This is a genomic window from Streptosporangium sp. OZ121 (genome assembly GCF_051918885.1).
Classification (GTDB): Bacteria; Actinomycetota; Actinomycetes; order Streptosporangiales; family Streptosporangiaceae; genus Streptosporangium.
Map to the genome: position 1 here is coordinate 1 of NZ_JBPXMC010000013.1, position 22,860 is coordinate 22,860.

17 protein-coding genes and 1 pseudogene are annotated in these 22,860 nt (G+C 71.6%); 9 read left to right on the plus strand and 9 right to left on the minus strand.

The window, feature by feature from the left end:
- Together ACTOQ1_RS22850 and sucC are read right to left on the minus strand one after the other, a co-directional pair.
- Positions 1-482 (minus strand): annotated as a pseudogene (locus ACTOQ1_RS22850) (succinate--CoA ligase subunit alpha); the annotation flags it as partial.
- Between the two features lie 79 nt (positions 483-561).
- On the minus strand, positions 562-1,725 hold the full coding sequence (gene sucC / locus ACTOQ1_RS22855) for an ADP-forming succinate--CoA ligase subunit beta (protein WP_440070054.1): 1,164 nt from the start codon (positions 1,723-1,725) through the stop codon (positions 562-564).
- A gap of 99 nt (positions 1,726-1,824) precedes the next feature.
- Between sucC and ACTOQ1_RS22860 the strand changes: the two genes are divergently transcribed.
- From ACTOQ1_RS22860 to ACTOQ1_RS22870, 3 genes are all read left to right on the plus strand, one after another.
- Positions 1,825-3,147 carry an MFS transporter gene (locus ACTOQ1_RS22860; RefSeq protein WP_440070055.1) on the plus strand — a complete coding sequence of 441 codons (1,323 nt, stop codon included), beginning with the start codon at positions 1,825-1,827 and terminating at the stop codon, positions 3,145-3,147.
- Between the two features lie 127 nt (positions 3,148-3,274).
- Entirely contained in the window at positions 3,275-4,024 is a 750-nt protein-coding gene (locus ACTOQ1_RS22865; RefSeq protein WP_440070056.1) for a GntR family transcriptional regulator, read from the plus strand.
- A 561-nt stretch (positions 4,025-4,585) separates the two neighbouring features.
- Entirely contained in the window at positions 4,586-4,774 is a 189-nt protein-coding gene (locus tag ACTOQ1_RS22870) for a hypothetical protein (protein WP_440070057.1), read from the plus strand.
- 55 nt (positions 4,775-4,829) lie between these two features.
- On the opposite strand, the gene ACTOQ1_RS22875 is transcribed toward ACTOQ1_RS22870, so the two are convergent.
- From ACTOQ1_RS22875 to ACTOQ1_RS22905, 7 genes are all read right to left on the minus strand, one after another.
- Positions 4,830-5,918 carry a TerC family protein gene (locus ACTOQ1_RS22875; protein WP_440070058.1) on the minus strand — a complete coding sequence of 363 codons (1,089 nt, stop codon included), beginning with the start codon at positions 5,916-5,918 and terminating at the stop codon, positions 4,830-4,832.
- A complete protein-coding gene (locus tag ACTOQ1_RS22880; RefSeq protein ID WP_440070059.1) occupies positions 5,915-6,430 on the minus strand; it encodes a hypothetical protein in 516 nt (171 codons plus the stop codon). The genes ACTOQ1_RS22875 and ACTOQ1_RS22880 overlap by 4 nt, the downstream gene beginning before the upstream one ends.
- 10 nt (positions 6,431-6,440) lie before the next feature.
- Positions 6,441-7,847, minus strand: a complete 1,407-nt coding sequence (locus ACTOQ1_RS22885) for an Nramp family divalent metal transporter (protein ID WP_440070060.1) — start codon at positions 7,845-7,847, stop codon at positions 6,441-6,443.
- A 170-nt stretch (positions 7,848-8,017) separates the two neighbouring features.
- On the minus strand, positions 8,018-10,153 hold the full coding sequence (locus ACTOQ1_RS22890; protein ID WP_440070061.1) for an acetate--CoA ligase family protein: 2,136 nt from the start codon (positions 10,151-10,153) through the stop codon (positions 8,018-8,020).
- Complete coding sequence (frc, locus tag ACTOQ1_RS22895; RefSeq protein ID WP_440070062.1) at positions 10,153-11,376, minus strand: formyl-CoA transferase; 1,224 nt, start codon at positions 11,374-11,376, stop codon at positions 10,153-10,155. The genes ACTOQ1_RS22890 and frc overlap by 1 nt, the downstream gene beginning before the upstream one ends.
- Positions 11,377-11,385: 9 nt before the next feature.
- On the minus strand, positions 11,386-13,077 hold the full coding sequence (locus ACTOQ1_RS22900) for a thiamine pyrophosphate-binding protein (RefSeq protein WP_440070063.1): 1,692 nt from the start codon (positions 13,075-13,077) through the stop codon (positions 11,386-11,388).
- A 78-nt stretch (positions 13,078-13,155) separates the two neighbouring features.
- A complete protein-coding gene (locus tag ACTOQ1_RS22905; RefSeq protein WP_440070064.1) occupies positions 13,156-14,577 on the minus strand; it encodes a molybdopterin molybdotransferase MoeA in 1,422 nt (473 codons plus the stop codon).
- 72 nt (positions 14,578-14,649) lie between these two features.
- Between ACTOQ1_RS22905 and ACTOQ1_RS22910 the strand changes: the two genes are divergently transcribed.
- The 6 genes from ACTOQ1_RS22910 to ACTOQ1_RS22935 all read left to right on the plus strand — a co-directional run bounded on the left by ACTOQ1_RS22910 (position 14,650) and on the right by ACTOQ1_RS22935 (position 22,829).
- Complete coding sequence (locus ACTOQ1_RS22910) at positions 14,650-15,639, plus strand: 2-dehydropantoate 2-reductase (RefSeq protein ID WP_440070065.1); 990 nt, start codon at positions 14,650-14,652, stop codon at positions 15,637-15,639.
- 46 nt (positions 15,640-15,685) lie between these two features.
- Entirely contained in the window at positions 15,686-17,620 is a 1,935-nt protein-coding gene (locus ACTOQ1_RS22915; RefSeq protein ID WP_440070066.1) for a molybdopterin oxidoreductase family protein, read from the plus strand.
- 7 nt (positions 17,621-17,627) lie between these two features.
- A complete protein-coding gene (locus ACTOQ1_RS22920) occupies positions 17,628-19,751 on the plus strand; it encodes an NAD(P)H-dependent oxidoreductase subunit E (RefSeq protein WP_440070067.1) in 2,124 nt (707 codons plus the stop codon).
- The gene (locus ACTOQ1_RS22925) at positions 19,748-20,707 is read left to right on the plus strand and encodes a 2Fe-2S iron-sulfur cluster-binding protein (protein ID WP_440070068.1); all 960 of its coding nucleotides are present in this window, start codon (positions 19,748-19,750) and stop codon (positions 20,705-20,707) included. Before ACTOQ1_RS22920 ends, ACTOQ1_RS22925 begins: the two co-directional genes overlap by 4 nt.
- Positions 20,700-21,533: a formate dehydrogenase accessory sulfurtransferase FdhD gene (gene fdhD / locus ACTOQ1_RS22930; RefSeq protein WP_440070069.1), complete on the plus strand. Its 834-nt coding sequence runs from the start codon at positions 20,700-20,702 to the stop codon at positions 21,531-21,533. The genes ACTOQ1_RS22925 and fdhD overlap by 8 nt, the downstream gene beginning before the upstream one ends.
- Before the next feature lie 489 nt (positions 21,534-22,022).
- Complete coding sequence (locus tag ACTOQ1_RS22935) at positions 22,023-22,829, plus strand: metal ABC transporter substrate-binding protein (RefSeq protein ID WP_440070070.1); 807 nt, start codon at positions 22,023-22,025, stop codon at positions 22,827-22,829.
- Positions 22,830-22,860: the final 31 nt, after the last annotated feature.

The window sequence follows — 22,860 nt, forward strand, 5'->3', positions numbered from 1 at the left end:
CCCGACTTCGAGACCAGGCCGATGCGGCCCGCGCTGGTGATGTCGGCCGGGATGATCCCCGCGTTGGAGGCGCCGGGGCTGATCAGCCCCGGGCAGTTGGGCCCGATGATCCGGGTCCTGCCGCCCGCCGCCCGGGCGTGCGCCCAGAAGGCCAGCGTGTCGTGGACGGGGATGCCCTCGGTGATGACCACGCAGAGGCCGATCCCCGCGTCGACGGCCTCGATGACCGCGGCCTTGGCGAACCTCGGCGGCACGAAGACCACCGAGACGTCCGCCCCCGTCCGGGTGATCGCCTCGGCGACCGTGCCGAACACCGGCACGGTCCGCTCGGCGAAGTCGACCGTGCCGCCGCCCTTGCCGGGCGTGACACCGGCGACCACGTCGGTGCCCGCCGTGAGCATCCTGGCGGTGTGCCGTCTCCCCTCCGCGCCGGTCATGCCCTGCACGACCACCTTGCTGTGGCCTGTCAAGAAGATCGCCATGCTTGCCACTCCCTCTCCGTGCTCGCGTGCCCTCCGTGGGCGGGACCGGCGGGCTCGCCGTGTCCGATGGTCGGCCCGCTCATGCGGCGGCGAGCCTGGCCGCCTCCTCGGCGGCGCCGTCCATGGTGGTGACCTGGCGGATCGCGGGGTGTCCGGCCTCGGTGAGGATCCGGCGGCCCTCCTCGGCGTTGTTGCCGTCGAGCCTCACGACGATGGGGCGGCTCAGGCCGCGGTCGCCGAGCAGCCCGAGCGCGGAGACGATGCCGTCGGCCACCGCGTCGCAGGCGGTGATGCCGCCGAAGACGTTGACGAGGACCGACCTGACGTCGGGGTCGGAGAGGATGATCTCCAGGCTGTTCGCCATGACCTGCGCGGACGCCCCGCCGCCGATGTCGAGGAAGTTGGCCGGGCGGACCCCGCCGAAGCGCTCCCCGGCCTGGGCGACGACGTCGAGGGTGCTCATCACCAGCCCCGCGCCGTTGCCGACGACCCCGACGCGGCCGTCGAGCTTGACGTAGTTGAGGCCCTTGGCCCTGGCCCGCGCCTCGAGGCCGCCGTCGCCGGGCCCGGCGGTCAGGGCCGCGTGCTCGTGGCGGAAGGCCGCGCCCTCGTCGAGGCTGACCTTGCCGTCGAGGGCGAGGATCGCGCTTCCCGCCGTCCACACCAGGGGGTTGACCTCGACCAGCAGGGCGTCCTCCTCCACCATGACCCGCCAGAGGCGGACCAGCACCTCGGCCACCGCGCCCTGGAGGTCCGGGGGGAAGCCCGCCCGGGTCACCAGCTCGCGCGCGGCGTCCTCGTCGATCCCGGTCAGGGGGTCGATCGGCATCTTGACCAGTGCCTCGGGCCTGGTCGCGGCCACCTCCTCGATGTCCATGCCGCCGTGGACGGAGGCCATGGCGAGAAAACACCGGTTGGCCCGGTCGACGAGATAGGCCACGTAGTACTCCTCGACCGGGATCGTGGCCGTCTCCACGAGCACGGTCTCGGCGATGTGGCCCTTGATGTCCATGCCGAGGATGTGCCGGGCCTCCTGCTCGGCGGAGTCGGGGCCGGGGGCGGGCCGCACGCCCCCGGCCTTTCCCCGGCCGCCGGTCTTCACCTGAGCCTTGATGACCACCGGGCCACCGAGGCCGGCCGCGATCGCGCGGGCGTCCTCGGGAGTGGCCACGACCTCGCCGGTGGGGACGGGGACCCCGTGCCGCGCGAAGAGCTTCTTCGCCTCGTATTCGAACAGGTCCACGCGACCTCCCTGGATACGGTTCTTGTAGACGGTATACCGTATGGAAATCTAGCCGTCCAGGCCTCGACAGGGACTCCGGCGACGGATATTCCATACGGTATGGAGAAGACGCAGCTCGTAAGAGATTGGCGGGGACGCGATTACCTCGTCGGCGACACCCCGCAGGATCTGATCAACCGTCCCCGGTCGTGGATGTTCTGGCTCCCCTGGGCCGCCATGGCCTCCATCGGCGCCATGCAGTACGGCTACGCGGCGGCGGTGCCCGCCCTGGCGCAGGCGCGCGGCTGGCCGCTCGCCTCGGCCCTGGCGCCACTGGCCGTCTGGATCGTCTGCCAGGCCGCCGTCGCCCTGCCCACCGTCCTGCTGCTGCGGCGCGGCGCGCTCGGGATCCGCGTCGCGCTGTGGGCCGGCGCACCGCTCAGCGCCGCGGCGCTGCTCACGACGGCCTTCGCCCGCGACCTCCCCGCGGTCCTCACCGGTTACGCCCTGCTCGGCGGCGTGGGCGCCGGCCTGGTGTACGGCTCGTGCACCGAGGCCGTCGCCCGCTGGTACCCCGAGCGCCCGGCCGCGAGGGTGGGCTTCACCACCGGCGCCTTCGCCTACGGCACGGCCCCGCTCGCGGTGGCGGCCGGCCTGTTCGGGGCCGCGGGGAACACGGGGAGCGCGGGGAGCGCGCTCCAGCCGCTGTTCGCCGTGGCGGCGGCCGTCTCGCTGGTCGCGGTGGGTCTGGCGGCGACCTTCGTCCGCCTGCCGCCGCCGCACTGGTGGCCCGCCCACATCGACCCGCGCGCCTGGGCCGACGACCGGATCGCGCTGCGCAGGGAGCCTCGGGCCGTACGCCAGTTCTCCCTGGGCCAGGCGCTGCGGACGGGTTCACTCCCCACACTGGTGTCGATCCTGGTCTGCGCGGGGGCGGTCTCCATCTTCGACGTGGTCGCGCTGGCGACCTTCGGCGGCCTCTTCCCCTGGGCGGCGGTGGCCCTGCTCCTGGTGCTCAACGGCGTGGGGCGCGCCTGCGCCATGCTCGCCGCCGAGGTGACCGGGCGGGGGCGCACGCTCAGCGCCGTGCTGGCCCTGCTCTGCCTGGGACAGCTGCTGCTGGCCTGGGGGGCGGTGACCGGATCGGCCGTCATGATCCTGGTGGCGACGGTGCCCGCCGGCCTGGGCGGGGGCGCGTTCTACCCGCTCATCGCCAGCCTGGTCCGCGAATACTTCGGCGAGAGGCACACCGCCTCGATCCACGGCGTGGTCTACAGTGCGAAGGCGGTCGCCGGGCTCGTCGGGGTCGGCCTCGCCGCTTGGGCCCTGACCTCTTCCGGCCACGCCGCGGCGTTCTTCCTCGCCGCGGGCCTGGTGCTGGCCGCCGCGGCCCTCAGCGCCACGCTGCGCCAGCCCGGTCATCCGGTCACGCTTCCCGGATGAGCGATGATGTGATCAGACTCACCACGGACACCCTGCTCAAAACTGTATACTGTAGGCAGTCGACAACAGACAATGGGCTGGCCGGACGAGGGGCCGCCATATTTTCTCATCCTGGAGCTGAAGAGACATGGTGCGGTCGGAACTGGCGAACTCGGGAGCGGCGCCCAAGATCCCGCGCCCGACCACTCTCCGGGAGAGCGTTTTCGAGGCGATCCTGGAACTCATCGTGAACGGGAGCCTCAGTCCCGGCCAGCACCTCGCGGAGAGCGAGCTCGCCGAGCTGCTCGGCGTGTCGCGCCAGCCGGTCCGCGAGGCGCTGCAGATGCTCAGCGGCGAGGGCTGGGTCGATCTCCGTCCCGGCCACGGGGCGTTCGTCCACGCGCCGACCGTGCAGGAGGCCGACCAACTGCTCGCCGTACGCGCCCTGCTGGAGACCGAGTCGGCGCGGCTGGCCGCGCTCAACTCGGACGCCGCGGGCGTGGCCCGGCTGCGCGAGGTGTGCGCGCGCGGGCTCCGGGCTCTGGAGGCGGACGACATCGACACCTCGGTGGCGGCCAACTCCGAGTTGCACGCGCTGGTCACCGAGCTGTCCGGCAACGCGGTGCTGGCCGAGCTGGCCTCGCAGGTCTCCCGCCGCGTGCGGTGGTATCACACGCCGGTGGCCCGCCAGCGCGGCCGGGACTCCTGGGAGGAGCACGACCAGCTGATCAACGCCATCGAGGCACGCGACGAGGTCAGGGCCGCGGAGATCATGCGCGACCACACCGAGCACACCCGCTCCTCCTACCTGGAGCAGCGAGCCTCGGAGCCCGTCGAGCCGGAGGAGCCCGCGCCCGCCGCCCGCCGCCGGCGCCCGCGCTCACTCAGCGCGAGCTGACCCTCCGTCCCCTCGGCGCGAGCCGACCCTCCCGGGCCGGCGCGAGCCGATCACGATTCCCTCCCCTCCTGCTCGCGCCGGTCCGATCCGGCGCGAGCCATCCCCTCCCGCACGGGTTCGGCGCCGGCTCGATCCGGTGCGGGCCGATCACCGCGAACCCTCTCGTGCCGGTCTGATCCGGCACGAGAGGATCTCGCGCGTCCCGGTCCTGCAAGGCACGTCCGGAAAGCACCTCAGAAGCACGTCCGGGGAAGCACGGAGGAATCCGTGCGGACCGGCACCCGAACCTCCGCGGACCGGCATGGGCGAATCGAACGAACCGGCGGCGGATAATCCGGTGAATCGGCACCCGCCAATCGGTACGGGCCGGTAACGCCCGATCAGTACCGGCCGGAAAAGCGCGGGCACCCCGCGCGAACCCGCACGGAATCCCGCCCCTCCCGAGCCGTTCCCGCATGGTTCGAGCAGCTCACGGGCCAGTTGACACAGAATTCACGACTCGCCCGTTTGGGTGAAACACCCAGGGCAGATACTTGAAGAAAGAATTGGTGGTGATGATCGATGAGAGCGTTTCTCAACAGGTTCCGCTTTCTCGCCTCCGCACCGGCGGGCCATTCCGCCGACGGCCGGATGATGGGGCTCGGCCTCGCGACGGCCATGCGGAAGTACGGCTCGGCGGAGAACGCCGAGCGCCATCTGCGTCGCTGGGCGACCGAGCAGCGGACCGACGGGATCGACATTCCCAAATGAGCGAGCGGGAGGCCCCCACCGGGGAGACCACCCGCTCGCGACGGCCGGCCGCGCCTCAGCCGTCCGCGTGAGCCTCGCTCCGCCTCGCGGCGGGGTCGGCGGGGTCGAGGGCTGCGTCGGAGGAACCGGGAGGGTCGGCCACCGGGTCCGTGGAACCGGCGGCCGGATTCTCCGCGGAGCCGTTCTGGTCCGCCGGCGTGCGACCGCGGTCGCCTCTCGACTTGAGGAGGCTGGCCACGGTGGTGACTGCCAGCGTGCCGACGATGACCCCGAGGGAGACCAGGATGGGGATCTCCGGGGCCCAGGGGACGCCGTCGTGGTGAAGCGCCTCGAAGATGAGCTTGACGCCGATGAAGGCCAGGACGATCGACAGGCCCTTGCTGAGATAGACCAGGCGGTCGAGCAACCCGCCGATCAGGAAGAACAGCTGCCGCAGCCCCATCAGCGCGAAGGCGTTGGCGGTGAACACCAGGTAGGGCTCCTTGGTCAGCCCGAAGATGGCCGGGATGGAGTCGAGGGCGAACAACAGGTCCGTGGTCCCGATCGCCACCATCACGATCAGCATCGGGGTGACGGCACGGCGGCCGTTGACCATCACGGAGAGCGACGAGCCGTGGTAGTTCTCCGTGGTGGGAACGACCCGCCTGACCGTGCGCAGCGCGATGTTCTCGGAGAACTCCGCCTCCTCCTCCTCATGACCGATGAGCTTCCACGCGGTGTAGATGAGGAAGGCGCCGAAGATGTAGAAGAGCCAGTCGAAGCGGGTCACGGCCTCCGCCCCGGCGGCGATGAAGATGCCGCGCATGACGAGTGCCAGGACGATGCCGATCAGGAGCACCTTCTGCCGGTAACGGTCCGGCACCGAGAAGCGGCTCATGATCAGCAGGAAGACGAACAGGTTGTCGACGCTGAGGGAGTACTCGGTGATCCAGCCGGCGAAGAACTCGCCGCCGTACGACGGCCCCGTGACCACCAGCAACCCCACGCCGAAGGCGATGGCGAGCGACACGTAGAAGACGACCCAGAACGTGCACTCGCGGAACGTGGGCTTTCGCGGATTGCGCGCCACGAGGTAGAAGTCGATGGCGAGCACGAGGCCGAAGCCGGCGATCGTGACCAGCCACACCCAGGTGGGAATGTTCAACGCGCTCCTTTCCGTGCGCGGCGGCGTTCCTTGGCGAGCCACAGCGCCTCAGCGTGCTCGACGTAGGCGGCGAGGAGTTCGCGCGCCCGCGGATTGCGCTCTCTCAGGCGCATCAACCAGTGGGGCATGAGCCTCTCGTGCAACCAGAGGAAGCCGATCGCGAAGCCGAGGCTCACCATGGCCTGGTAGGCCAGGAATCCCGCCACCCCGCCGGCCAGGCTGACGTGCCCGAAGACGGCCAGGCCGGTGATCGTCTCCTGGAACAGCCGGGCCAGGGGGAAGCCGGCCAGCCAGTATAGACCCGCGGGGGCGAACAGCCCCGGTCTGAACAGGTTCTGGCCGAGCAGAATGGAGTATCCGGCCCCGAGGAGGCCCAGGGGAAGGGCCAGCGTCACCGCGGAGATCGCGGCCCAGCCGGCGGGCTGCCCTGCGAGCAGGGTCAGCCCCCCGGCCATGACGCCGGCGACGGCTCCGATCAGCACCCCGGGAAGGGCGAGTTCAGCTTGTCGCATCGGCACGGTCTCAGCCCACGACCACACCGAAGGCGAACAGGCTGTAGAGCAGCATCCCCAGATAGAAGACCGCCCCGAAGCCGATGATCAGGTTGGTCCAGATCTTCGGCCGGATCGGTTTGGGCAACATGCGGTTGTTCACCAGCAGGAGCGTCACGCAGTAGGCGCCCATGGCGAACGTGGACAGGAACGCCAGCGTGTCGAGAATCCCGCTCGGGCCGTCGGCCGGGCCGAACAGCAGGATCAGGATGCCGAACGCGATGACGCCCCACAGGAAGGCGGCGTACAGGCGGGACATGCCGAGCTTCTTCGCACCGCGCACGAAGTGGAAGCTCATGTCCGCCTGACCCCGGGAGAAGGAGTCGAACAGGCCGAGGGTGGCGTTCAACCCGATCAGCGCGATGAAGCCGAGGAAGACCCCGCCCAGCACCGAGCTGCCCGCCGAGGCGAAGGAGTCGGCCATCGCGTTCAGCGCCGCCTCCCGCTCCCCGGACTCGATCACGGCGCGGACGCCGGGGGTGTTTCTCGCCGCCGCCTGCGCGATCACTGTGAAGGAGACGGTGACCAGCATCGTGATGCCCCAGAAGAGCAGGAGCGCGTCGAAGGTGACCCAGCGCCGCCACCCCTTCCACTTGCGCATCTCCTCAGGGTTGTCGGTGTCGAACATGAAGCCGCGCGAGGGCATGGCCTCTTCCTCGCCGGCGTGCCTGAGACCCCGGACGGCAGGGATGTGGGCGCCCATGCCGGCGCCGGAGTCACGCAGGTGCAGGGTGTACCACATCTGCTGCATTCCGGACGGTCCGGCGAAGGCGATCGAGCCCACGATCACCGGGAACCAGGCCTCCGAGAGCGCCTGCTGCGGCAGGTAGCCGAAGGCGAACATCCCGGTGACCGTGCTCGTCACGTCGCCCCAGGTGCCGACCATGGCCGCCACCACGGCGGTCCCGACGACGAGCGCGCCGATCAGGATCGACAGCACGTTCTCCAGCAGGTTGTAGATCACCTTCGCCAGGCTGAAGACGACGCCGACGAGTATCAGGCCGGCGACGGCCGTGATCACCCATGGAATGCCGGTGATCTGCTCGAAGGCGGCGGCCCCCGCGGACAGGTGACCCGGCCAGATGTAGACGAGGATCGCGACGACGAAGAAGAACCACATCAGGGGTTTGAAGACCCGGGCGGCGCCGAAGAAGATGCTCTCCCCCGTCGCCATGGCGTATCGGGCCATCTCCAGCATGACCACGGCCTGGAGGGTGACGCCGATGAGGAACAGCCACCGGATCTCCGGTCCGAACAGCAGGACCAGCCGAGGCCACATGTACGACTCGCCCATGCCCACGCCGAGCGCGACGAGGAACACCGTCGGCCCGAGGATGTGGATCGACGGGGGAGCGTCGGGCAGGGTGCGTATGGGCATCGGCTCCAGCCCGCCCGCCCGCCATACTTTTTCTTCCTGGCCGGATGCGGCGGCGGCTTCGCCGGGCTCCGCTGCAGCCGGTGTTCTCGATGTGTCCACCTGCGGACCTCCTGGGGGGTTGGTTGATCCTGCGAGTGCCCCGATTCGCCCCCTCGCTCATGAGGCGCGGCTCAGCCGCGCAGCAGCCCAGCGGCCCTCGCCCAGCGATACTTGGCACCGAGCACGGCCACGGGCTTCTCCGTGGTGTACGGGTAGGCGATCACCCCGTTCGCGAAGAGATGGTCACAGGCCTGCTCGACCTCGGTGTCACCGGCCAGCGAGGCGACCACGGGCTTGTCGTTGCCCTTGGCCCGCTCCTCGGCCACGACCCGCGCGACCAGCTCGGCGAAGACCATCGGCGGGGTGACGATCGTGTGCCAGTAGCCGATCACCAGCGCGTGCACGCGGGGGTCGGTCAGGCCCAGCCTGATGGTGTTCTCGTAGGTGCTGGGCGGTTCGCCACCGGTGATGTCGACGGGGTTGCCCGCCGCCCCGAAGGGCGGGATGTAGGCGCGGAAGGCCTCGTCGAGATCCGGCGGGATCTCCATGAGGGTCAGTCCGTTGTCGACGCAGGCGTCGGAGAGCAGCACTCCCGAGCCGCCCGCCCCGGTGATGATGACGACGTTCTCCCCCTTGGGCGCGGGCATCAGCGGCAGCGCTCTGGCGTACTCGAGCATGTCGTTGAGGCCCGGGGCCCGCACGACGCCCGCCTGGCGGAGGATGTCGTCGTAGACCTTGTCGTCGCCGGCCAGCGCTCCGGTGTGCGAGCCCGCGGCCCGCGCGCCCATCGCGGTGCGCCCGGCCTTGAGCACGATCACCGGCTTCTTGGCGACCATCCGCTGGGCGGCCTCGACGAACCCGCGCCCGTCCTTGAGGTCTTCCAGGTGCATGGCCACGCAGTTGGTGTTGTCGTCCTGCTCGAAGAAGGTGAGCAGGTCGTCCTCGTCGACGTCGGCCTTGTTGCCGACCCCGACGATCGCCGAGACGCCCATCCCGGTGGTGCGGCTGAAGCCGAGGATGGCCATGCCGATGCCGCCGCTCTGCGAGGTCAGCGCGACCCCGCCCTTCACGTCGTACGGCGTGCAGAACGTGGCGCACAGGTTTTCCGGCGTGTAGTAGTAGCCGTAGATGTTGGGGCCGAGCATCCGCACACCGTGCTTGCGGGCGATCTCGACGATCTCCTGCTGGCCCTCGACGTTGCCCGTCTCGGCGAAACCTGAGGGGATCATGATGGCTCCCGCCACCCCCTTGCGCCCGGCCTCCTCCAGCGCCGCGGGCACGAACTTGGCCGGAATGGCGAAGACCGCCACGTCGACCTCGCCCGGCACGTCGGCGATGCTGGGGTAGGCGGGCAGCCCGAGGATCTCCGGGGCCTTCGGGTTGATCGGGTATATGTGGCCCCGGTAGCCGCCGTTGATCAGGTTGCGCATGACCGAGTTGCCGATCTTGCCGGTCTCGCCGGAGGCGCCGATCACCGCGACGGCGCGCGGCTTGAAGATCCGGTTCATCCCGGCGAGGATCTCCTCCCGCGAGAGGCGGGCGGGCGCGGCGACGGGGTCGGCGTCGAGGAGGATGCGCACGTCGGCGGCCGTCGCCCCGTCGGCGGTGGCGAAGACGGGGTTCAGGTCCACCTCCGCGATCTCGGGGAAGTCCCCGACGAGCGCGCCGACCCGCTCGATCATGTTCGCCAGCGCCCCCCTGTCCGCCGCCTCCGCACCACGGACACCACGGAGCACCTCCGCCGCCCTGATGTCGTCCAGCATCCCGAGTGCATCATCACCCGAGAGGGGGGCCAGCCGGAAGGTCACGTCCTTGAGGACTTCGACGAGCACCCCGCCGAGCCCGAAGGCGACGACCTTGCCGAAGGTCTGGTCGGTGACCGCGCCGATGATCACCTCGTGCCCGGCACCGACCATGGCCTGCACCTGGACGCCGTCGATCGACGCCTCCGGGTCGTACGAGCGCGCGGAGGCCAGGATCCGGTCGTAGCCGGCGCGCACCGCGTCGAGATCGGCCAGGCCGACGAGCACCCCGCCCGCCTCGGTCTTGTGCAGGATGTCGGGGGACACGATCTTGAGCACCACGGGCAGGCCGATCTCCCCGGCGAGCGACACCGCCTCCTCGGCCGAGGTCGCCACCCCCTCACCGGGGGTCGAGATGCCGTACGCCTGGCAGATCCTCCTGCCCTCGGGGGCGGTCAGCGCGGTGCGGCCCTCGGCACGGGCCTTGTCCAGCACCTCGCGTACGGCGACCTGGTCATGCGCCATCAGATGACTCCGTTCGTCTTCAGCTCGGCCAGCTCGTCGGCGGACAGGCCGAGGCCGGCGTAGATCTCGGTGTTGTGCTCACCGAGCAGGGGCGGTGCGGTGACGTCCACCGGCGAGTCCGACAGGTGCAGCGGGCTGCCGACCGTCACGAAGGAGCCGCGCTGGGGGTGGTCGACCTCGACCAGCGCGCCCTCCCGCCGCAGGCTCTCGTCCTCCAGCAGCTCCTTGGTGGACAGGATCGGGCCGCAGGGGATGTTGGCGGCGTTGAGCCGGTCGAGGACCTCCCACTTGTCGCGGGTGATGCTCCACTCCTCGATGAGCTGGAACATCTTGTCGAGGTTGGGAAGGCGCGCCTCAGGGGTGGCCCACTCGGGGTCGTCGGCCAGCTCGGGGCGGCCGATGATCCCGGCGAGCGGTGCCCAGCCGACCGGCTGCACGATGACGTAGATGTAGTCGTTGGGACCGCCGGGGGCGCACCGCACCGCCCAGCCGGGCTGGCCGCCGCCCGAGGCGTTGCCCGAGCGCGGCACCTCGTCGCCGAAGGTCTTGTTGGGGTATTCCGACAGGGGCCCGTGGCCGAGCCGCTGCTGGTCGCGGAGCTTCACCCGGCACAGGTTGAGCACCGCGTGCTGCATGGCCACCTGGACGCGCTGGCCGCGCCCGGTCTGCTCGCGCTGGTAGAGGGCGGCCAGGATGCCGGCGACGGCGTGGATGCCGGTGCCCGAGTCGCCGATCTGGGCGCCGGTGGCCAGCGGCGGGCCGTCCTCGAAGCCGGTGGTGCTCATCGAGCCGCCCATCGCCTGGGCGATCACCTCGTACGCCTTGAAGCCGGCGTAGCGTCCCGGGCCGAAACCCTTGATCGAGGCGTAGACCAGCCGCGGGTTGAGCTCCTGGAGCCGGTCCCAGGAGAACCCCATCCGGTCCACCGCGCCGGGCCCGAAGTTCTCCACCAGGATGTCGGCGTCGCGCACCAGCTCGGTGAAGAGCTGCTTGCCGCGCTCGCTCTTCATGTTGAGGGTGATGCTGCGCTTGTTGCAGTTCAGCATCGTGAAGTAGAGGCTGTCGACGTCGGGGACGTCGCGCAGCTGCTTGCGGGTGATGTCGCCGGAGGGCGCCTCCAGCTTGATCACATCGGCGCCGAGCCAGGCCAGGAGCTGCGTACAGGACGGACCCGACTGCACGTGGGTCATGTCGAGGACGCGGACACCTTCCAGTGCCTTCATGGGGTCCCCCTACTTGTACATGGTCTGGTTCATGGTTCCGGGCGCGTAGACGTCCGGATCGACCCACACGTTGATCAGGGCGGGCTTGCCCGACTCGCGGGCCCGCTCCAGCGCGGGCCTGATGTCGGCGGGGTCCCTGACCTCCTCGCCGTGGCCGCCCAGCATCCGGGCGAACTCGTCGTATCTGACGTCGCCGAGGGTGTTGCCGACCCGGCCGCGGTTCTCGCCGTACTTGGCGGCCTGGCCGTAGCGGATCTGGTTCATCGACGAGTTGTTGCCGATGACGCCGATGAACGGCAGGTCGAAGCGGACCATCGTCTCGAAGTCCCAGCCGGTGAGGCTGAACGCCCCGTCTCCGAAGAGGCAGAGCACCTCCTTGTCGGGCCTGGCGTACTTGGCCGCCATGGCGAAGGCGACGCCGACGCCGAGGGTGCCGAGCGGCCCGGGGTCCATCCAGTGCCCGGGCGACTTGGGCTGGACGACCTGGCCGGAGAAGGTGACGATGTCGCCGCCGTCGCCGATGTAGATGGTGTCCTCGGTCATGAACTCGTTGATCTCGTGGACCAGGCGGTAGGGGTCGATCGGCTGCGCGCCGGAGAGCTGGCGGGGCAGCCGCTTCTCGTAGGCCGCGGTCTCGACCGCGCGCAGCTCCTCCAGCCACTCCTTGCGCCGGGTCGCGCCGTTCTCGACGCGGCCCGAGGCGGCCTGGGTGGCCGCGGCCAGGATCAGCCCGGCGTCACCGACGATGCCCAGGTCGACGTCGCGGTTCTTGCCGACGGTGCGGTAGTCGAGGTCGATCTGGACCACCGTCGCCGAGGGCGACAGGCGCTTGCCGTAGCCCATCCGGAAGTCGAACGGGGTGCCGACGATGATGATCAGGTCGGCGTTGGTGAAGGCGTAGCGCCGGGAGAGCTGGAAGTGGTGCGGGTCGCCGGGGGGCAGCGTGCCGCGGGCCGAGCCGTTCATGTAGGCGGGGATGTTGAGGGCGCGGACGAAGTCGATCGCGTCGTCGGTGCCCCGGGTGGTCCAGACCTGGCTGCCCAGCAGCACGCAGGGCTTCTCCGCGTGGGCCAGCAGGTCGGCGAGGCGCTCGACGGCCTCGGGGTCTCCGGCCTGGCGTACCGAGGCGCGGTAACGGCCCGCCTCGGGGATGCGGGCCTTGGAGAGCGGGACGCTGGCGTCGAGGACGTCGCGCGGGATCTCCAGGAAGGACGGCCCGGGAGCGCCGTGGTAGCACTCCCTGAAGGCCATCGAGACGATGTCGGCCACTCGCTCGGTCGAGGGGACCGTGGCCGCGAACTTGGTGATCGGGGTCATCATGTCGACGTGGGGCAGGTCCTGCAGCGAGCCCATCTTGTGCTGGCTCAGAGCCCCCTGCCCCCCGATGAGCAGCATGGGGCTCTCCGCCCTGAAGGCGTTGGCCACGCCGGTCACCGCGTCGGTGGTGCCCGGCCCCGCCGTCACGACCGCGCAACCCGGCTTGCCGGTGATCCGGGCGTAACCGTCGGCCGCGTGCGCCGCCACCTGCTCGTGGCGGACGTCGATGACCTCGATGCCCTCGTCGACGCAACCGTCGTAGATGTCGATGATGTGGCCGCCGCAGAGCGTGAAGATCACATCGATCCCCTCCGCCTTGAGCGCCTTCGCCACCAGGTGGCCTCCGGAGATGGTTTCCGGCGCCGTGTCCGCTGGCTGGGTCATTCTGGTGGTCCTCTCGATTGTGTTCTCCATACTGCATACCGTATGAGGGCAATGGTTACCCCCGGGGTCCAAGGATGTCTAGACCCTTTGTGCGGGCAGTGGGACGAGCTCGACCGGCTCGCCCCCCCACCCGGGCGGGACGACCGCGAGCGCCTCGGCGAGCGCGGCCCCCCACAGCGATCCCGGCCGGTCGTGCCCGACGGGCACCGCGCCACGTCCGCCGCGCCGCACCGCGACCATGCGGGTGTCGGTGTGGTGGGGTCGTACGTGGCCTGCCAGCGCGGACCGCTCGCGCGGGGCCTCGGGGCCGCCCGCGAGCGCCCGGACCGCCGGGGCGAGCAACGTCAGCGCGGCGACCAGGGCGGCGTAGGGATTGCCCGGCAGCCCCGCCACCAGGCGGCCGTCGGGGAGCCTGGCGAGGAGTTGCGGATGGCCGGGACGCACCGCGACGCCGTCGACGAGGACCTCCGCCCCGAGCCCGGCGAGCACCGCTCTCAGGTGGTCGGCGGGCCCCTTCGACGAGGCGCCGCAGACCACGATCACCTGGCCCGGCGGACCGTCCGGGGTGCCCGCGAGCGCGGCGGCCAGCGCCCGTGCCCCGTCGGGCAGCCACCGCGGCGCCTCGGTGTGGCCGCCCGCCCACTCGACGAGCCCCGGCAGCATGGGACCGATCGCGTCGCGCACCCGCCCCGGGCCCGGCAGCCCGCGCGTCACCACCTCGTCGCCCGTGACCAGCACGGACACCAGGGGTCTGGGCCGTACGCGGAGCACGTCGTGCCCGAGCCCGGCCGCCAGGCCGAGCACCGCGGGCGTGACGGCCGAACCGGCAGTGAGCACCGCGGTCCCCAGCGGGCAGTCCTCACCGCGCCGCCGGATGTGCCTGCCGGGCTCGACCGCCCCCGCCTGGGCCGAGACCCATTCGCCGGCCGGCTCGCCCGCCGGCCACGGCTCCCCGCCCCGCGGCGCGAACCGGCCGAGCGGCGGCGCGAACCGGCCCGGCGGCACGGATCGGCCCGGCGGCCCGCCCCCGGGGACCGGTCCGGCACCCGGCGCCCCGCCGGTCCGTACGGCCAGCTCGTAGGGCAGCACCGCCTCGGCTCCCTCGGGCACCGGGGCACCGGTGGCGATCTCCACCGCCGTGCCGGGCGCGAGCGCGGCCCCGAAGGGCGCGCCCCCGGCCAGCACGAGGCCCGTGATCCGCCAGGGCGGATCACCCGCGACCGCGTAGCCGTCCATCGCGGCCACGTCTGCGCCCGGCACCGGGACGAGGGCGTGCAGCGGCGCGGCCAGGCGGCAGCCGTACGCCAGATGGAGAGGGAGGTCGACCGGGGGGAGCGGCCCCGCGGCGGACGCCGCGACCCGGCGGGCCGACTCCCACGGGAGCGCCTCCGGGAGGGCGCCGCGGTGCGACGCCCCCGGCGGGGACGGCGGGGACGGCGGGGACACGGTGTCCGGATCGCGGGACGGGGCTTCGTGGACGGTGGATCGGGGGACGGCCATCGGCGGCTCCTTGACCGGATTTTTTCCATACTGTATACCGAATGCACTATGGACGCGAGGACGGAGCCTCTTGTGAAAGTCGCTGTTCTTGGCGCCGGCGCCATCGGCGCCTACGTCGGCGCCGCCCTGTGCAGGGCGGGCGCCGAGGTGCATCTGATCGCCCGCGGAGAGCACCTCGCGGCGATGCGCGAATCGGGAGTGCGCGTGCTGAGCCCGCGCGGAGACTTCACCGCCCACCCCCACACCACCGACGACCCCCGCGAGATCGGCCCGGTGGACCACGTCTTCCTCGGCCTCAAGGCCAACTCCTACGCGGCGGCCGGGCCCATGATCCGGCCGCTGCTCCACGAGACCACCGGCCTCATCGCGGCCCAGAACGGCATCCCGTGGTGGTATTTCCACCGGCTGCCCGGCCCCTACCAGGGCCATGTGATCGAGAGCGTCGACCCCGGCGGGGCGGTCACCGCCGCCCTGCCGCTGGAGCGCGCCATCGGATGCGTCGTCTACGCGGCGACGGAGATCGAGGCGCCCGGCGTGATCCGCCACCTGGAGGGCACCCGGTTCTCCATCGGCGAGCCCGACGGCTCCCTCTCCTCACGCTGCGTCGACTTCAGCGCCGCCATGATCGAGGGCGGGCTGAAATGTCCCGTCGAGACGGATCTGCGGCGCGACATCTGGATCAAGCTCATGGGCAACATCGCCTTCAACCCGATCAGCGCGCTCACCCGGGCGACCATGGCGGGCATCTGCCGCCACCGCGGGACGCGCGACCTCGTCGTCACCATGATGCGCGAGACCGTCGACGTGGCCCGCCGGGTGGGCTGCGAGCCGGACATCTCGATCGAGCGCCGGATCGCGGGCGCCGAGCGGGCGGGGGAGCACAAGACCTCCACGCTCCAGGACCTGGAGAAGGGCAAGCCCCTGGAGCTCGACGTGCTCCTCGCCGCCGTCGTGGAACTGGCCGACCTGACCGGCGCCGAGGTGCCCACGCTACGGGCGATCCACGCGGTCGCCGACCTCCTGGACGAGCGGGTCCGGGAAAATCTTGCCGCCGTCGGCTGATGCGACATACCGTAGACTGTATACAGGACTGCCGAAAGGATGGGGTATGAAGAGGGACCGCGGGGACCGCGCCGAGCACTACGACCGGCTCACCCATCCCCTTGTCCGTGAAGACGGCGTGCTGCGCCGCGCCACCTGGGACGAGGCGCTGCGACGGGCCGCGGAGGGCTTCCGGCGCAACGTCGAGCAACACGGGCCCGACTCCTTCGCGATGCTGTCGTGCGCCCGTTCCACCAACGAGATGAACTACGTGGGACAGAAGTTCACCCGGGTGGTGATCGGCACCAACAACGTCGACTCCTGCAACCGCACCTGCCACGCCCCGAGCGTGGCGGGCCTGTCCGCGGCCTTCGGCAGCGGCGGCGGCACCTCCTCCTACCAGGAGGTGGAGGACGCCGACGTGATCCTGATGTGGGGCTCGGCGGCGCGCAACGCGCACCCGATCTTCTTCCACCACGTGCTCAAGGGGATAAGGAAGGGCGCCCGCATGTTCGCGGTCGACCCCCGCCGCACGGGCACCGCCGAGTGGGCCGACCTCTGGCTGGGCCTCAACGTGGGCACCGACATCCCGCTCGCGCACGCGGTGGCCCGGGAGATCATCCACGCGGGGCTGCACAACGCCTCGTTCATCGAGCGCGCCACCGAGGGCTTCGAGGAGTTCGCCGCCTCGGTCGAGCCGTGGACGCTCCCGGTGGCCGAGCAGGTCACCGGCGTGCCCGCGGCCGCCATCCGGGAGCTCGCGCACGCCTACGCCAGGGCCGACCGCGCCCAGCTGTGCTGGACGCTCGGCATCACCGAGCACCACAACGCCACCGACAACGTGCGCGCCCTCATCAACCTGGCGCTGCTCACCGGCCACGTCGGGCGCTACGGTTCGGGCCTGTCCCCGCTGCGCGGCCAGAACAACGTGCAGGGCGGCGGCGACATGGGCGCCATCCCCAACCGGCTGCCCGGCTTCCAGGACATCCTCGACCCGGAGATCCGCGTCAAGTTCGAGCAGGCGTGGGACAAGCCCATCCAGCCGCGCTACGGCCTCAACCTCACCGAGATGCTGGAGGCGATGGCCGAGGGTGAGGTCACCACCTGCTATCTCATCGGGGAGAATCCGGTCCAGTCCGAGGCCGACTCACTGAACTGCGTCAAGCGGCTCAGCATGCTCGACCACCTGGTCGTGCAGGACATCTTCCTGACCAAGACCGCCCAGATGGCCGACGTGGTGCTGCCGGCGGGCGCGGCCTGGTGCGAGAGCGAGGGCACCTTCACCAACAGCGAGCGGCGGGTGCAGCGGGTCCGCAAGGCTCTCCAGGCTCCGGGCGAGGCCCGCGACGACATCTGGATCCTCTGCGAGCTGGCCCGCCGCCTGGGCCACGACTGGAACTACACCGGTGCCGAGGAGGTCTGGGACGAGCTCCGCGCCCTCTCCCCCGCCCACACCGGCATGACCTACGACAGGCTCGACAAGCTGCAGGGCATCCAGTGGCCCTGCCCGTCGGAGGACTCCCTCGAACCGCCCTTCCTGCACGGGCGGCTCTGGGAGAGCGACCCGGCCCGGCGGGGCAGGGCCGCGCCGTTCGCGGTGCTCGAACACTCCCCGCCGGTCGACCTGCTCGACGACGAGTATCCCCTGCGGCTCACCACCGGCCGCCGTCTCGACTCCTACAACACCGGCGTGCAGTCGTCCGGGTTCGCCTCGCCGCTGCGCAGGGGAGAGAACATCGAGTTGTCCCCCGAGGACGCCGCGAGGCTGGGGGTGAGTCCCGGCGAGGAGGTCAGGATCAGCTCCCGGCGCGGCTCGGTCGTCGCCCCCGTCCACATCGACCCGGCCCTGCGTCCCGGCCTGGTCTTCATGACGATGCACTTCCCCGACGAGGTCGACACCAACTCCCTCACCATCGAGGCCACCTGCCCGATCGCGGGCACCGCGGAGTTCAAGGCCGCCGCCGTGCGCGTCGACAAGCTCGTACCCGCGAAGGCCGGGTGAAGGGGGCGTGGATCTCCGGTTCAGTGACGCCCGGCCCTCGGCCGAGGAACGCGCCGCCGTCGACGCCTTCCTCGGCGCCCCCGCGACGGGCTGGGAGGGCGGCGCCCGCTCGGACGGCGATCTGCGGATCGCCGTCGGCGGGCACGAGGCCCGCGGCAGGCGTGACCTCCTGCTCCCCGCGCTGCACGCGGTCAACGACAGGATCGGGTGGATCAGCGAGGGAGCCCTCGACTACATCTGCCGCCGCCTGACCGTGCCGCCCGCCGAGGCGTACGGGGTGGCGACCTTCTACTCGCTGTTCTCCATGAAGCCGCGGCCGGCGCGGGTGCTGCACGTCTGCACCGACCTGGCCTGCCAGGCGCGCGGCGCCGACGCGGTGCGGCGGAGCACCGAGGAGAGGCTCGGCCCGCCCGGCATGTCCTGGCAGCCGAGCCCCTGTCTCGGCCTGTGCGAGCGGGCACCCGCCGCGCTGGCCCTGCAGGCCGGCGAGTTCCCGGGGGCGACCGTGTACGGCCCGGCCGAACCGGCACCGGCCTCCACCGGCGGTGCGAACGGAAACGGCGATGCGCACGGAAACAACGGCCCGGACGGGGGCGGCGGCGCCAACGGAAGCGGCGCAGCCAACGGAGCCGGCCGCGCCCACGACACCGGCGACGCGAGCGGCACGGGCGACGCCGGCGACGCGGGCGACGCTCGTGCCGCGGAGGGCGCCGACGGCACGGGCGGCACGAGCGGCGCCGACCACGCGGACGGCACGAGCGACGCCGGCGGCGCGGGCGACGCGAGCAAGGTGAGGGATCTCAGCAAGCTCGGCGGCCTCAGCGGCATGGACGCCACCGGCGGCCCCGCCCTGGCCGAGCGTGCGGAGCCCCCCGCCGAGCACGCCGTCCCGCAGGCGGGCGACCCCTCCCTCGTGCTGCTGCGCCGGGTGGGCGTCGTCGACCCGGCGAGCCTGGACGACTACCGGGCCGAGGGCGGCTACACCGCGCTGCGCGAGGCCGTCAGGATCGGCCCCGCCGGCGTCATCCGCGAGGTGCTCGAATCCGGTCTCGTCGGGCGGGGCGGGGCGGCGTTCCCCACCGGGCGCAAGTGGGAGGCCGCGGCCCGCCAGCTCGACCACCCCCATTACCTGGTCTGCAACGCGGACGAGAGCGAACCGGGCACCTTCAAGGACCGCGTGGTCATGGAGGGCGACCCGTACGCGCTGGTGGAGGCGATGACCATCGCCGCGTACGCCACCGGCTGCCCCAAGGGCTACCTCTACATCCGCGGGGAGTATCCCCGGGCGATCGGCCGGATGGCCCACGCCATCGAGGTCGCCCGCGCGCGCGGTCTGCTCGGGGCCGACGTCATGGGGCAGGGCTTCGCCTTCGACATCGAGATCAGGCGCGGCGCGGGCGCCTACATCTGCGGCGAGGAAACCGCGATCTTCAACTCGATCGAGGGCTTCCGCGGCGAGCCGCGCAGCAAACCGCCCTTCCCCGTGGAGAAGGGCCTGTTCGGCAAGCCCACCGTGGTCAACAACGTCGAGACCCTGGTCAACGTGCTGCCCATCCTGGCCGGCGGGGCGGCCGCCTACGCGGCGACCGGCACGGAGGGCTCGACGGGCACCAAGCTGTTCTGCGTCTCGGGCACGGTCGCCAGGCCAGGCGTCTACGAGCTGCCGTTCGGCGCCACCCTGCGCGAGCTCCTCGATCTGTCCGGGGGCGCGACCGGGCAGCTCCGGGCGGTGCTGCTGGGCGGCGCGGCCGGCGGGTTCGTCCGCCCGGACGAGCTCGACGTCCCGCTGACCTTCGAGGGCACCCGGGCGGCCGGCACGACACTGGGTTCGGGCGTGGTCCTGGTGCTCGACGACAGCGTCGACCTGGCGCACATCCTCGTGCGCATCGCGGAGTTCTTCCGCGACGAGTCGTGCGGGCAGTGCGTGCCCTGCCGGGTGGGCACCGTGCGGCAGGAGGAGGCGCTGCACCGGCTGCGCCGCAGGCCCACCTCCGGCGACATCGCGCTGCTGCGAGAGGTCGGCCAGGCCATGCGCGACGCCTCGATCTGCGGGCTCGGCCAGACCGCCTGGAACGCCGTCGAGTCGGCCATCGACCGGCTGGGCGTCTTCTCCCCCTCGGAGGCATCATGAGTGTTCCCCTGCAGCCGCCCCGGCGGCTGATCGAGATGACCGTCGACGGCGACCCGGTCCGGGTGCCGGAGGGCTCGACCGTGCTGGACGCCTGCTCGGCGGCGGGCAAGGACATCCCGACCCTCTGCTACGGCGACACCCTCACCCCGAAGAACGCCTGCCGGGTCTGCGTGGTCGAGGTCGAGGGCGCCCGTACGCTCGCCCCCGCCTGCTCGCGCAGGGCCGAGCCCGGCATGGCCGTCGGCACCGCGACCGAGCGCGCCCGGCACAGCCGCAAGATCGTCCTGGAGCTGCTGGCCTCGACGGCCGACCTGTCCACCACACCGCGCGCGGCCGAGTGGATCGAGGAGTACGGCGCGCGGCCCGACCGCTTCGGCGAGGAGGCCGCCACGGTCGCGCAGCCCGCGAAGGTCGACAACGACCTCTACGTGCGCGACTACTCCAAGTGCATCCTCTGCTACAAGTGTGTCGACGCCTGCGGCGACCAGTGGCAGAACAGTTTCGCCATCTCGGTCGCCGGGCGGGGCTTCGACGCGATGATCTCGACCGAGCACGACGCCCCGCTCACCGACTCCGCCTGCGTCTACTGCGGCAACTGCGTGGAGGTCTGCCCCACCGGGGCATTGTCGTTCAAGAGCGAGTTCGACATGCGCGCGGCGGGCAGCTGGGACGAGTCCCGGCAGACCGAGACGACGACGATCTGCAGCTACTGCGGGGTCGGCTGCAACCTGACCCTGCACGTGCAGGACAACCGGATCGTCAAGGTGAGCTCGCCGCACGACAACCCGGTCACCCACGGCAACCTGTGCATCAAGGGCCGCTTCGGCTTCCAGCACGTCCAGAACGTGGCCACCTCGGAGGACACGATCCCCCTTTCCGGCCCCGCCTCCGCACCCGCCTCCGCACCCGCCTCCGGACCTGTCCCCGGCACGCGGACGGCCTCCGCCGATGGGTAGGGTCACCGTCAAACGCCGGGTCCTGCGGCTGCGGGAGGCCGCGGCCGCCCACCGGGTCGACGTGCTGGCGGCCGAGGAGCCGCTGGAGATCCGGCTCGACGGGCGACCGCTCACGATCACCATGCGCACGCCGGGCGACGACTTCGACCTGGCGGCGGGCTTCCTGGTGAGCGAGGGGGTGGTCACCTCCGCCGAGGAGGTCACCGCGATCCGCTACTGCGCGGGCGCCACCGCCGACGGCGCCAACACCTACAACGTGCTCGACGTCAGGCTGGCCGCGGGCACCTCCCCGCCGGCGACCTCCCTGGAGCGCAACTTCTACACCACCTCCTCGTGCGGGGTGTGCGGCAAAGCCTCGCTCGACGCGGTCCGCACGGTCGCGAAATGGCGGGTGGACGGCGATCCCGCACCGGTGACGGCCGAGGTGATCGCGGCGCTGCCCGACCGGCTTCGCGCGGCGCAGCGGGTGTTCGACCGGACCGGCGGGCTGCACGCCGCGGGCCTGTTCACGCTCGGCGGCGACGCGCTCTGCGTGCGCGAGGACGTGGGCCGGCACAACGCGGTGGACAAGCTGGTGGGCTGGGCGCTGCGCGACGGGCGCCTGCCGCTGACCTCGACCGTGCTCATGGTGTCGGGACGCGCCTCCTTCGAGCTGGTCCAGAAGGCCGTGATGGCCGGCGTCCCGATCCTCGCCGCCGTCTCGGCCCCCTCCTCGCTGGCCGTGGAGCTGGCCGCCGAGACGGGGTTGACACTCATCGGGTTCGTCAGGGGCAGCTCGATGAACGTCTACACCGGGGAAGGACGCGTCGACCTGGTCCCCGGCTGAGCCTGGGTCGCATCTCCCGGCTACCAGCAGGGCCGGGCGCCCGCGCTCCCGGGCGCCGCGGCCCGCCGGGAGCCGGGAGGTGCGGCCCGGCTCCTCCCCGCCGGGCCGGAATCACCGCGTTCCCCCCACCACCGACCGCCGAGGCCGGAGAGCGGCGGCTCCCCGGCCCGGTGACGAGAGCCCGGCCGCGACACTCGCCCCCTTCGCCGGCCGGGCTCTCTGACGCCCGCCGTCCGGAGGCCCCGTTCCCGGCCGCGGGCATCGCGCGAGGCCCGACTTTGACAACCATTTTCATTTACGCGCATACTAGCTAGCATGATGTCCGAGTCCTCCCGACGTATCCGTATACGTAATGCCAGCCTGGCCGCGTCCGCCGTCCTCCTCGCCGCCGTCACCGCCTGCGGTGCCGAGGCCGGCTCAACCACCGGCGGCTCATCCGGGGGGGCGTCGGGCGTTTCCGCGGACGGGAAACCCGCCGTCACCGCGGCCATGTATCCCCTGCAGTGGCTCGCCGAGCGGGTGGGCGGTCCCGACGCGACCGTCGCCGGCCTGACCAAGCCCGGCGTCGAGCCGCACGACCTGGAGTTGTCCCCGCTCCAGGTGGCCGGGCTGGAGAAGACGGGACTCGTCGTCTACATCAAGGGCGTCCAGCCCGCGGTGGACGAGGCCGTCGAGCAGCACGCCGCCGACCGGGCCTTCGACGCGGCCACCTCGGTCACCCCCCTTCCCGCGGTCGCGGAGGAGGAGGACCACGGCGAGGAGGGACACGACCACGAGGAGACCGGTCACGACCCCCACCTCTGGCTCGACCCGGCCCGCTTCGCGACGGTCGCCACCAAGCTCGGCGAGAGGCTCGCCACCGCCGACCCCGCGCACGCGCAGGGTTACCGGGACCGCGCCGCCGCCACCGCCGCCGACCTCACCACCCTGGACCAGGAGCTGGCCAAGGGCCTGGCCGGCTGTTCCTCGGACGCGATCGTCACCAGCCACGCCGCGTTCGGCTACCTCGCCGACCGCTACAAGCTGCACCAGATCGGTATCAGCGGTCTCGATCCCGACGGCGAGCCCTCTCCCGCGCGCCTCGCTGAAGTGGCAAAAGTGGCCAAGCAGGAGAAAGTAACTACGATTTTCACCGAAACCCTCGTCAGCCCGAAGGTCGGCGAGATTCTCGCCCAGGAGGTCGGTGCGAAGACCGCGGTCCTCGATCCGGTGGAAAGCCAGCCGTCGAACGGCGACTACCTGTCCGCCATGCGCCAGAACCTCTCCACACTCCAGGCAGCGCTCGGCTGCTCGTAAAGGCCACACGTGACATCCAGCAAAACGGTTT